This window comes from Basilea psittacipulmonis DSM 24701, assembly GCF_000743945.1.
Taxonomy (GTDB): domain Bacteria; phylum Pseudomonadota; class Gammaproteobacteria; order Burkholderiales; family Burkholderiaceae_B; genus Basilea; species Basilea psittacipulmonis.
Map to the genome: position 1 here is coordinate 492485 of NZ_CP009238.1, position 12340 is coordinate 504824.

10 protein-coding genes are annotated in these 12340 nt (G+C 36.8%); 6 read left to right on the forward strand and 4 right to left on the reverse strand.

Annotated elements, in window-relative coordinates; all coding sequences use genetic code 11:
- Positions 1-4: 4 nt before the first annotated feature.
- From IX83_RS02140 to IX83_RS02155, 4 genes are read left to right on the forward strand one after another with little or no spacing between them, the layout of a single operon-like run.
- Positions 5-1972 carry a hypothetical protein gene (locus IX83_RS02140; RefSeq protein ID WP_038498679.1) on the forward strand — a complete coding sequence of 656 codons (1968 nt, stop codon included), beginning with the start codon at positions 5-7 and terminating at the stop codon, positions 1970-1972.
- The gene (locus IX83_RS02145; protein WP_038498682.1) at positions 1969-2937 is read left to right on the forward strand and encodes a CgeB family protein; all 969 of its coding nucleotides are present in this window, start codon (positions 1969-1971) and stop codon (positions 2935-2937) included. Before IX83_RS02140 ends, IX83_RS02145 begins: the two co-directional genes overlap by 4 nt.
- A gap of 4 nt (positions 2938-2941) precedes the next feature.
- Positions 2942-5014: a capsular polysaccharide biosynthesis protein gene (locus IX83_RS02150; RefSeq protein WP_077315921.1), complete on the forward strand. Its 2073-nt coding sequence runs from the start codon at positions 2942-2944 to the stop codon at positions 5012-5014.
- A gap of 1 nt (position 5015) precedes the next feature.
- Positions 5016-6230 (forward strand): capsule biosynthesis protein, encoded by a 1215-nt coding sequence (locus tag IX83_RS02155; protein WP_038498685.1) that lies wholly within the window; start codon positions 5016-5018, stop codon positions 6228-6230.
- Between the two features lie 226 nt (positions 6231-6456).
- Here the strand turns inward: IX83_RS02155 and aroE are convergent, their stop codons facing one another.
- The 4 genes from aroE to mpl are packed head-to-tail and all read right to left on the reverse strand — an operon-like array spanning position 6457 to position 11193.
- On the reverse strand, positions 6457-7290 hold the full coding sequence (aroE, locus tag IX83_RS02160; protein ID WP_038498688.1) for a shikimate dehydrogenase: 834 nt from the start codon (positions 7288-7290) through the stop codon (positions 6457-6459).
- Between the two features lie 35 nt (positions 7291-7325).
- The gene (locus IX83_RS02165) at positions 7326-9242 is read right to left on the reverse strand and encodes a ribonuclease catalytic domain-containing protein (RefSeq protein ID WP_051919084.1); all 1917 of its coding nucleotides are present in this window, start codon (positions 9240-9242) and stop codon (positions 7326-7328) included.
- A complete protein-coding gene (locus tag IX83_RS02170; RefSeq protein ID WP_051919085.1) occupies positions 9233-9820 on the reverse strand; it encodes a YqiA/YcfP family alpha/beta fold hydrolase in 588 nt (195 codons plus the stop codon). The genes IX83_RS02165 and IX83_RS02170 overlap by 10 nt, the downstream gene beginning before the upstream one ends.
- Positions 9820-11193, reverse strand: coding sequence for a UDP-N-acetylmuramate:L-alanyl-gamma-D-glutamyl-meso-diaminopimelate ligase (gene mpl / locus IX83_RS02175; protein WP_038498691.1), 1374 nt, complete (start codon positions 11191-11193; stop codon positions 9820-9822). Before mpl ends, IX83_RS02170 begins: the two co-directional genes overlap by 1 nt.
- 232 nt (positions 11194-11425) lie before the next feature.
- On the opposite strand from mpl, the gene aroQ reads away from it, so the two are divergent.
- Both aroQ and accB read left to right on the forward strand, forming a co-directional pair.
- Positions 11426-11857, forward strand: a complete 432-nt coding sequence (gene aroQ / locus IX83_RS02180; RefSeq protein WP_038498694.1) for a type II 3-dehydroquinate dehydratase — start codon at positions 11426-11428, stop codon at positions 11855-11857.
- A gap of 20 nt (positions 11858-11877) precedes the next feature.
- Positions 11878-12339, forward strand: coding sequence for an acetyl-CoA carboxylase biotin carboxyl carrier protein (gene accB, locus IX83_RS02185; RefSeq protein WP_038498697.1), 462 nt, complete (start codon positions 11878-11880; stop codon positions 12337-12339).
- Position 12340: the final 1 nt, after the last annotated feature.

The window sequence follows — 12340 nt, forward strand, 5'->3', positions numbered from 1 at the left end:
ATAAATGAGAATAAGTCGCTCATTCACTAATTTTTTGTATATAGAAAAACCAATAATTAATGGAAGTGTCGTAACTTTTAATTGGAAAATTGATTACGATATTAATCCTTCTATTGACAGTATGTATGTAGACTATGATGGGCTGGTTGACCTTGATAATGTTCCAATTGAAGTTCACTATAGCACCATAATTGGATTATTGCTAAATAAATTAAAAGTGGTGGAATACGATACAATAATTGTTACTGCTGATCCTATTCCTGAAAAACTAGTGCGATTTTGGTTGTCTTATCATAATTTGGAAAATGTTTATTTTTCTAATACTAAGGATGTTGACATTTTAAAATGTAATTCAAGTAAAGCAATTGGAAATATGGGGATATTGTATGGTGGTGGTAAAGATTCTTATTATGCATTAGATTTTTTTAGTAAACATCCCAATATCGATAACATAAGTTTAATATCTTTTGTGATTCCCAGTTCTCATGTTAATGAAAAAGAGTTGGAAAAAAGAAGAGACAGCCTTATTTTAGAACAAATCTTGAACCAGTATAATGTGGATGTCATTAAAATAAGGACAAATGCCAGAGAAATTATTAATAATTATCATTTGGAACTTTATTTTGCCCCTTTAGGAGTTTTGGTATGGTTAAATTTGTTTCAATTTATTACTTTTAGTTATGAATACTGCCATTATTTTGTATCTAAAGAAGGAGAAAAACAATTTGGTTTCAAAAGATCTCAACATTCTTACATAGAATATATTAGTAATTTTTATTCTTTATTTTTTGCTCAAAATGAATTAAATATTTTTAATGCCAATCAACACATGACTGAACTATCTAGTTTTGGATACTTAGTAAAAACAAAACCAGATTTTTATAAAACATTAGTAATGTGTGAATCTACAGTCAACCCTAACGAAAAGTGGTGTTGTTCTTGTAGCAAATGTGGAGAATTTGTTCTGTATTCTATGTACTATAATTTGAAACAAAATGATATAGATATGGACTGGTTTTTTAGCGAATCTAAATGGATAAAAAAAATAATAGAAAAAATATCTTTGCAACCGAAAGGTAGCTTTATTCAAGGATCTACATTTTTTCTGCATTTTGATTCTTTTAAATTTATATTGAATTCATTATATGAAAGAAAAGTGTCATTTAAAAGTGAACAGGCACAGATTAATTTTAATTTATTGGTAGATTTTTATCGTGAAGATGCTAATTTATTCCATGAAGATTGTTTTTATTATGATATTTTAAAAAAAATCTATCCATCTTCTCTCTACCAATATTCAATTAAACAATTAAGTCGGATATTGCCATCAAAAATAGCGCCAAAAGAGAAAAAGGCAGGTAACGAGGTAGTATATTTTAATAAGAATGTATTACCAATAATTAAAGAAATAAAAGGTATTATAGACCCAATGTTTTTTTCTCAACGTTTGATTTCTAATAGAATGGGGGTAAATAATCTGCAAAGTTCTCCTCGTAGAATATATGTTGAAAATGTTGATTTTCAGTTAATTAATAGTCTTACTGAAAAAGACATTGCATATACATTAAATAACAAAATGTTAGATTTTTATTTTATAAAGAACCCTCTATTAAAAGGGGACGGTTGCAAGATTATATTAAATATTCCTTCTTATTTGAATTATTCTGTTCTTTGTTTTAAGTTAAATATTCCTTATTGTAGTGAAAAACTAGAAGAAAGATTTGACGTTTATTTGTCAGTAAATGACAAGACTGAGAAAATTAACATGGGAGATAATAAAAATATTCTTTTTAAATATATAAATGTCTCTAATGATAATATTAATATCTCATTAGAAATTAAATCAAATAGAAATTTAGAGCCATGGCAATGGGGAAAAGCCTGTAGGTTAATTTTAAAAGATTTTTTATGGTTTAAAAATTTATCTGTCGCAGAACAATTTGTTAATAGCAAGGTTGTTACTTTGTCATGAATATTTATTTAATTAGTGATGAATTGACTAGCTGTTCACTTTGTTTAGAAAATAATCTTACGGTTAAAGAGTTTTGGTTCATATTACAGAAAAAAAGACCATCAATGCTATTTGTTGAATCTGCTTGGAAAGGTTATAAAAATCGTTGGAAATATAAAATAGCTTCTTACCCTAATCATACAAATGAAAAATTAATACGACTAGTAGAAAAATCAAAAGATAAAGGAATTCCTACTGTTTTTTGGAACAAAGAAGATGGTGTACATTTTGACAGATTCATTGATTCCGCAAAGCATTTTGATCATGTGTTTACGGTTGATGAAAATAGTATTTCAAAATATAAAGCAGTTATGGGAGAAAATGCTTCGATAAACACCTTGATGTTTGCGGTTCAACCTAAAATTCATTCATTTTCAGGATTCAATTTTAAATATAATAGTGCGAATTTTGTTGGTAGTTATAGTCGTCATATTCATGATATTAGAAGAAAATGGCAAAATAGTTTATTTAAGAATGCATTAGAAAGTGGTTTGGGATTAGTTGTATTTGATAGAAATTCAAATAGAAAATCACAAAATTATCGTTATCCGAATATTGATGATATAAAAATTTATCCTGCTATTAGTTATTATGAGACATCATCAATTTATAAAGATTATTTAGTATCTTTAAATGTTAATACTGTAATTGATTCACCTACGATGTTTTCTCGTCGATTGATAGAAATTATGGCCTGTGGTGGTATTGCAGTAACAACTCCATCATTGTCAGTTAATACCTTATTTAATGAATACTGCCATATCGTTCACTCCGAAGAAGAAATGTACGATTTGTTTAACAGATTGAAATATGGTCCGACAAATAGTGATTTAGAACGTGCTCGAAGTGCCGCTGAATATGTTGCTAATAATCATACTTGGAGACATAGATTAAAACAAATAATTGATGTTGTTAAATTGCGGTAGCTCTATGATAAACCAATATGTTATTACGCCCTTGGATGTTGGGTTATGCAAAAATCGGGATTATTTTTCTCTTTTTTTAGATTCTAATATCAATATTGGATTAAATATAAAAAATAAAATTTTACTTGGCTGGGGAAATAAAAAAAGTGGAAAGCGTGCTAGATATTTTGCAAGCTATTATCAACAGTCTTATGCTTTATTAGAAGATGGTTTTTTGCGTTCGTTGGATTTGGGGGTAAACGGTGATCCGCCTTTGTCACTCGTTTATGATGAGGTAGGGATTTATTATGATACGTCTCGTCCATCAAAATTAGAGCAGTTGATTTTAGAGTGTGATGGCCAAGAAGATTTATCAGAGGCACAACGGGCTTTGTCTTTAATACGACGTTATCGTTTATCAAAATACAATCATGCCTTGGATTTTCCTGATGATGCAAAACCCAAGAATCGTCCTGTGGTACTCGTTGTGGATCAAACATTCGGTGATATGGCCGTTCGTTATGGGGGTGCGAGTGCCGAGACATTTGATCAAATGCTTACGGCTGCGATACTTGAAAATCCTCATGCGGATATTTGGTTAAAAGTGCATCCTGATGTATTAAGCGGTAAGAAACGTGGTTATTTTTCTTCTTTACCTCAGCATCCCAATATTACGATCATCAGTGAATCGTATCATCCGATTTCTTTATTAGAAGCGGTAGATAAGGTTTACTGTGTGACATCACAGATGGGTTTTGAAGCTTTGATGTTAGATAAAGAAGTGGTGACATTTGGTGTGCCATGGTATGCGGGATGGGGATTGACAGATGATCGTCATCCTCTTGCCGTTGAGTTGGCTCAATCTCATCGTCGTGCGAAACGTTCGTGCTTACAGTTATTCCATGCGGCGTATATGCAGTATGCTCGTTATTTAAATCCCATTACGCATGAACGAGGCAGTGTTTTTGATGTGATTGATTATTTGCATCAAAAGAAAAGATATAACCAGCGATTAGCAGGTGATGTGTATGCAGTTGGGTTGTCGTTATGGAAAAAAGCCGTTATCCGTCCGTTTTTAAATTTTCCAGCTTGTCGATTGCACTTTGTTTCTTCGTTAAAAAAATTAAGTAAAAAGGTGCTTCCATCGGATGCTAAGCTATTAGTCTGGGGACAAGGTCAGTCTTCATTATTAGACTTTGCTCATGAAAAACATCTGTCTGTTATTCGAATGGAAGATGGCTTTATTCGTTCGGTTGGATTGGGTTCTAATTTGGTGGCGCCTTTATCTTTAGTGATAGATGATAAAGGTATCTACTTTAATGCTCAGTCAACGTCACGGTTGGAGCATATTCTTGAACATACTGTTTTTACGTCAGATGAATTAATCGAGGCAGAAAAAATTCAACAGGCACTGATTGATGCACAGATTGGTAAATATAATGTGGGACAAACAGGTTTCCAGCGTCCAGATACGGATCAAAAAGTGATTTTAGTCACTGGTCAGGTAGAAGATGATGCATCGATTACTTATGGTTCACCAAAAATTAAAACGAATTTAGCTTTGCTTGAAACGGTGAGATCGCTGAATCCACATGATTACGTGATTTATAAACCGCACCCTGATGTACTGAGTGGTAATCGTGTTGGACATATCGAGACTAACGAAGTTTTAAAGTATGCTGATCTTATCGTGTCAGACGTTAATATTTTGGATTGTATTGAACAAGTCGATGAAATCCATACACTGACTTCTTTAGCGGGTTTTGAAGCTTTAATTCGAGGAAAGAAAGTGTGCTGTTATGGCTTGCCGTTTTATGCAGCTTGGGGGTTAACGCATGATTATGTGCTTACTGATGAGATAAAAACTCGACGAAGTAAACGATTGCAATTAAACGAACTCATTGCAGGAACCTTATTACATTATCCTTTGTATTTGGATCCTGTTACACATCAATTTAGTCATGCATCAAAAGTAATCTCGTATTTACGGGCATCTAAAACATCGACAGTCGTCAAAATTCAACGTTTATGGATAACGAAACAAATCAGCAAACTCAAACAAATAACAAAAATGTGGTGGGTAAATAAGAGATATTAAGATGATGCATAATTTAGAAAAATTGCTCGCACAAACGCAGAATGTATTGTTATTGCAAGGTCCCATCGGTCCGTTTTTTAAAGACCTAGCGACTTATTTATCGGCTCAAGGTAAGTCTGTGTTCAAAATTAATTTGAATGCAGGAGATGCCTATTTTTATCACGGTGAACAGGTGTTTGATTATGTGGGTGGTCTTGATGGGTTTGAAGCATTTTTAAACATGTTTATGGAGCAACACCATATTGATAGCGTGATTTGTTTTGGTGATCATCGCCCTTATCATCGTATTGCTAAAACATGGTGTCAACAGTATCAACGCTCTTTTTGGGTGTTTGAAGAGGGTTATTTTAGACCGCATTATGTGACTTTAGAAGAAAATGGTGTGAATGATGATGCCACCACACCTCGTGATTCGGAATTTTTCTTATCACAAGAATTTTCTGAGATGAAAAATCCAGAACCGTTGGCTTCAGGCTTCTTTCCTATGGCAAGATTAGCGATGCAATACTACTGGCACATGAACAAAGGTAAAGAACATTATCCTTATTATCAACATCATCGTGATACGAATTTGTTTGATTATGCGAAACATTGGATGATCTCGGGTGTGAAGCGAATGTGTCACTATATCTCTGAATATCCTATGACTCAGTGGATTAAGCGTGGACGTTTGGGGGATTTTTATATTCTTCCGTTACAAGTGCGTGGTGATAGTCAAGTAAAAATTCACTCGAATTATGATAGTGTGAATGATTTTTTATGCGAAGTGTTAGATTCTTTTGTACACCATGCCCCCCAACACTTAAAACTGATCGTGAAACACCATCCCATGGATAGGGGATTTTGTAGTTATCGCACTATTATTCAAACATATCAGGATCGCTATCCAGAACTCAAAGGTCGCTTATATTATGTTTATGATATTCCCATGCCTGTTTTATTACGACAAGGCAAAGGCATGGTGACCATAAATAGCACGAGTGGTTTATCAGCTTTATTGCATGATATGCCTGTTAAAGTGATGGGACATGCGAATTATGATTTTCAAGGAATCACTGATCAAGGAAGTTTGAATGATTTTTGGAACAATCCAACACCGCCTAATTCAGTGGTTTTTAAAGCATATCGTGACTATCATTTACACACCACTCAATTAAACGGTAGTTTTTATAAGAAAGTGAGCTTGGCCGCTAATAAAAGTGATGAGAATAAATAAGTGACAGCGTCCAAATAAGCTGGGTGTTGACAGAATCCATGATGCGTGGCTGATAAAATCGCTGTGTCACGATCATCTATGAGTTCCCAAATAAGCCCCTAGCAACACGATCATTCATGAGTTCCCAAATAAGACTCTAGCAACACGATCATTCATGAATACCTAAAGATTTATCCTTTTACGACAAAAATTATCAAGAGACCGCCAACGTTCTTTTTACTTGGCCTCATCCATCCATTCTCAATAACTGTTCTAATTCAGCGTAATGGATGCTGGGATGTAGGCCTGTCCAAATAGAAAACGCTTCTAAACCTTGGTAAATCAACATACCTAATCCATCGCTTTTAGGGCAGGAGCATTGATCTAAAAAGGCAGTGCGACCTTCGCGGGTATATAACATATCGTAAGCAAAGCTCGCTTTTTGTAATACTTCTGGATTCAAAGGTAAGGCTTCTTGGCTTAGACTGCTAGAACTGGCGTTGATGATAATATCGCAGGGCGGTGCATCGTTAATAGCACTGAAACTTAATGTGGGCTTTGATGCCCATTTTTCTAAGTGTTGAGAAAAATAGTCAATTAAGCTGGCCGCTTTTGAAACAGTACGATTGGCGATATGAAGATGAGTAATGCCCTCATCTAATAAGCTAGGAATTACGCCTCTTGTGGCGCCACCTGCTCCAATAATAAGAATGCGTTGACCAGATAAGCCCGTTTTTCCGAGTTGACGTTTGATATCATTGACCAACCCCACACCGTCTGTATTGTCGCCGTATAAGGCGTTATCTTGGATAAAAACAGTATTGACGCTTCCTGATAATAAGGCACGATCGGTTAGTTTAGGATTTAAAAATGTATAGACATCTTGTTTAAAGGGCAGGGTAATATTACAGCCTTTGCCACCGTTTTGAAAAAATGCAGTGATGCTCGATTCAATTTCCCCGAGTGCAACAAGTTGTTTTTCATAATGAACATCGATACCAGCAGACTTGGCAAAATACTGATGTAGCAAAGGTGAACGACTGTGTGCGATGGGGTTACCCATAACGGCAAGATGTATCATATTCAATCCTCTTTTAAGTAAAACGCTATGGTTTTTTATAGGTTGTCTTCTTCGTCATCGTTAAACGTTTGTTCATCACTCAAGGTGTTGAGATAACTGGCTTGAATGGACAAGTCAAGAAAATTAATCTCACCTAATGCCACTTGAATGTGTGTTCGTCGTTCTAAATCAGGTAAATCATGCAAGGTCATCTTCAAAGGAATCTCATCTAATCGAACGATATTATCTTTTAAAACCGTGGCCGTCGCTTGGGTGACTTGGTTTTGTTGAATATACTTTAATGCCCTGAAACGTTCAAATTGTCCCTGTGCGACGGCATATAAAGCATAACGTTCATCAAACTCACGAATGATGCCATACAGTTGTTTAGACTGCTGAAACGGTGCGATAAGTCTTGCTGACACCCCATGTTTAATCACACTGATGAGTTGCATTTGGTTAATGAGATCAAGATAACGACGTAATGGGGAGGTACACCAAGCATAATAAGGAACACCAACACCTTCGTGTGGGTTAGCGTAAGTGCTGGTGCGTGTTCGTCCCGCTTCTTGTGAACGATAAATCGCAGGTACATTGGCTTCATGCAATAACTTAGCCCATGTACTGTTTGCCAAAATCATCATTTCCGCCACCATTAAATCAATCGGATCATCGCGCCATCTAGGCGTTAAGATGACGGTACTATCAGGGTTTTCAGGAGATCCGTCTAAACTGAATGTAAATTCTTTTCGATGGTTAAATTCAGGTCGTCCTCTGTAGTCTTCACGTTTCTTTTGAAGATGTTGGGTAAGTTGCCAAATGGGTCTGAACACGTGATCGCAAGGTAAGGATACGTTTGGATCGGCCAATGTCTCACGTGTGTAGGATTGAGCGATAACGTTGGTATGGAAATTCGTTTCAACAAAAACAGTGTCTATCTTAGAAGTAGTCTTTAATATTTCTCCCGTTTCGATATTGGCGGTGACATAAAGCGATACCGCGGGGTTGTGTCTGCCTGCTAATAAGGAAAACGTATCGATCAAATGCTCAGGTTGCATATATACTTTTTCGCCAGGTAGATAAAGTGTGGATTGTCGATCGCGGGCGATTTTATCTAATGGGCTATCAGGTGTGACCGCTAAAGCAGGTGCGGCAATGTGAATGCCAAATTCATAAATATTATTTCCAATGGCTTTAACTGAAAATGCATCATCGATTTCGGTAGTAGCGGGATCGTCAACTGAATAAGCAATTCTGTCAGATGCAGGAAGATCTTCGTATTTGGGAATCTCGATGTCAGGTAATTCTTTGCCTTGAGGAAATAAAGGCAATAGGTATTGGGCCTTGAGTAAGGCAAGTTCATGAGGATAGATATTTAGTCGCATGAGAAAACGGTTTAGTTTTCTGCCTGTTTTCTCAAGTGCTAAATCAAAGGCTTTCCACTCTAAACTATTTTTATCGGGACGATCTAAAAACGTTTCGGCGACTTGACGAATTTCATCAGGCACACGATCATGAATCAGTTCATTCGCCCATGTCTCGATGAGTGCCTGTTGTTGCTGTTTCTTAGCAATCGCCTGTAAAGCCAAATCAATCGTTTCTTTAGTAGCAGGTTTAAAAGAGGTTTTACTGCTCTTATAAAAATAAATAGGATGATTACGTAAGGCCAAAAATATCGCTACTTGATAAAGAATGTTTTGTCCATCTTGTCCGTAATATTCTTGAGCGATGTCTTGGACGGAGAAATCTTCTTTAGGGGCACATTCCCATAAAAACGGAATGTCAATAGCATCGGCAAGTTGTTGGGCCTGTTCAAAAATCTGTTCAGGCATTTGTGGGTGCATGAAAATAATATTGGCACGCTTAATTTTAGCGTCTTTGCCAGAGTCTGTCTTAATCTGTACTTTACTTTCTGTTTCGCTGATTACCGTGCCTAATTTGATTTGGCCACTATCTTCGTATATTACTTGCATGTAAAAAATCCGTTTTGGTATGCTTTTATAATGTCTGCTAAATAATTTGAGTAAGATTCAAAGCGGTGGGTATCATTAGCTTTGATAATGGTGTTTACGCCTTGATTCATCCATAACATTTCTCGCCAATTCAATACCTCATCGCTTTGTCCCACGAATAAAAGATGTTGTTCTGGATGGTGTAAAGTCTTCACAAAAAGCTGTTGTAATTGTATAAGAAAATGAGGTTTGAAAATAAAGTCATCTACGCCATTAAAGGCTTTTTTGTGATGTAATTGGGTGCTTAAATCACGAGTGGCAAAAACACAAGGATTGACAAATACGGCACGACAACCGTGTTCATTCGCTAAATAGCGTGCGTAAAAGCCTCCTAATGAAGAGCCGATTAATAATATATCCGACCAATGCCACTGCTTCTGAGTCACGATTTCTTGGATTTGTGCGATGGCTTGTTGAGGTTCAGCATCTAAGTCAGGGCAGGCAAAAGGAATATGGTGTTCTAAGCAGGCCGTCTGTGTAAGAACCGCTTTTTCAGAAAGATGATTCGAACGAAATCCGTGTAAATAAATAATCGGCATTATGACTGATTCTCAAGTGTCTGTAATAGTTTTTCGTGAAATCCACCAAAGCCTCCATTACTCATGACCAAGATAATGTCTTGTTCTTTTGCGGTACTGGCGACCATCTGAACGAGTTCATCAATATGTTGTGAACAATAAAATGGATGATTAAAATGCTTAAAGACTTCTTGAGGTTCCCATTTTAAGCGGTGTTTGCCTTGTGTTTCATGAAAGCAAAAGACCATATCCGCAGCCTCTAAAGATGAGGGAAGTTTTTCAGCCATTGCCCCGAGTTTCATGGTGTTAGAATGCGGATCAACGACAGCAATAATGCGACGTTCGGGAAACTTTGCTCTGAGGCCATTTAAGGTTGTTTCAATAGCAGTAGGATGGTGGGCAAAATCATCGTAAATATCTATATGACGAATACTGCCTTTTAGTTCCATGCGTCGTTTTATCCCTTGGAACGTGCTTAATGCCTCGATGGCTTGTGCAATATCAATTCCAATGCGATGAGCGGCAATTAGAGCGGCTAAGGCATTGTGCTGGTTATGTTGTCCTTGCAATGACCAGCTAACACGACCTAGTTTTTTATCATGGTGGTAAATATTAAATTCACTACCATCTGGGCTACTGTCACGGATTTGCCAATCACCTGATTCACCAAAAGTTGTTTTATCAGAGTAACAACCTCGCTCAATAACGCGATGTAAGCTAGCACTTTGGCTTGGATAGATAATATATCCCTCTCGTGCGATGGTTCTTACCATATGATGAAACTGAGTTTCGATCGCTTCTAAATTTGGGAAAATATCGGCATGATCATATTCTAGGTTATTCAAAATAACGGTTCGTCCATGATAGTGAATAAATTTAGAACGTTTGTCAAAGAATGCCGTATCGTATTCATCTGCCTCAATCACAAAATAAAGGCTGTCCGTTGATAAACGAGCCGAAATTTTAAAATTTTCAGGAACGCCCCCAATTAAAAAACTAGGCGATCGACCCGCATACTCTAGAATCCAAGCCAGTAATGAACTCGTGGTGGTTTTGCCGTGAGTTCCTGCAACGGTCAGTACATGACGATGACTGAGAATATGCTCACCTAACCACTGAGGGCCAGAGGTGTAAGGTAATTGGCGATCCAGAATTTCTTCCATTAAAGGGTTACCACGTGTGACCGCATTACCGATGATATATAAATCGGGGTTCAAAGATAATTGTTCGATTCCGTAGCCTTGAATAAGCTGAATGCCTTGTTCCTCTAACTGTGTGCTCATGGGAGGATAGACATTTAAATCACATCCGGTCACTTTATGTCCAGCCGCTCGAGCGATAAGAGCAAGTCCGCCCATAAATGTACCGCAAATACCTAAAATATGAATATGCATAAATTTTCTCCTTGAGGTATTTTAAGCATTTCAGCCGTTTAATACCAATTTCTTTTTGAAAAAATTAAAAAAAGCAGGGAAACTCAACATCATCAGAATGAAAAAGAATAAATAATGAGGATGAAAAAATCGGGATTATTTCTGTAACTTGTATCTTTTTTTCTTTAAGTTGCTATTAATTTATCTTAAAATCACTTACAATAAACTTTGATTTTTAATTTGCAAATAGCTTATGAAACGAATTTTGGTACTAAATGGACCGAACCTAAATATGTTAGGCATACGTGAACCTGGTGTTTACGGCTCTAAAACATTAGCCGATATTGAAACTGAGTTGCACGAACAGGCTAAACATTTAGGGGTGGTTTGTGAATGTTACCAAAGTAACCACGAAGGCGATTTGGTCGAACGCATTCATCAAGCGATGGGCAAGATTGACTTTATTATTATCAATGCAGGGGCTTACACTCACACGAGCATTGCTATTCGCGATGCGTTAAGTGCGGTAAATATTCCTTTTATTGAAGTACATCTATCAAATGTACACGCAAGAGAACCTTTTCGTCATCATTCTTATTTGTCCGATAAGGCGGTGGGAGTGATTTGCGGTTTGGGTTCGATGGGATATGTGTCTGCATTGAATTACATAGCGACTGACGCTTAATTTATCGAGAGAGTTCTATTATGGATTTACGAAAACTTAAAACATTAATTGATTTGGTGGCCGATTCTAATATCAGTGAATTAGAAATTAACGAAGGCGAAGATCACAGAGTTCGTATTGTGAAAAACGCACCGGTAACCGTGGCACCTAGCACCACTCAATTCTACCAAGCGCCTGCGACACAAGTGGTATCAGCACCCGCTGCGGCACCTGCTCCAGCAGCAGCACCTGCAGCACCTGAATTAAGTGGACATGTCGTAACGGCTCCTATGGTAGGTACTTTCTATCGTGCTCCTAACCCAACGGCTCCTGCTTTTGTTGAAGTGGGTACCAGTGTTAAAGAGGGGCAGACGCTATGTATCGTTGAAGCCATGAAGTTGATGAATGAGATTGAAGCAGATAAATCAGGCGTGATTAAACAAATTCTTGTTGAAAACGGTGAACCTGTCGAATACGGCCAACCTCTTTTTGTGATTGCATAAT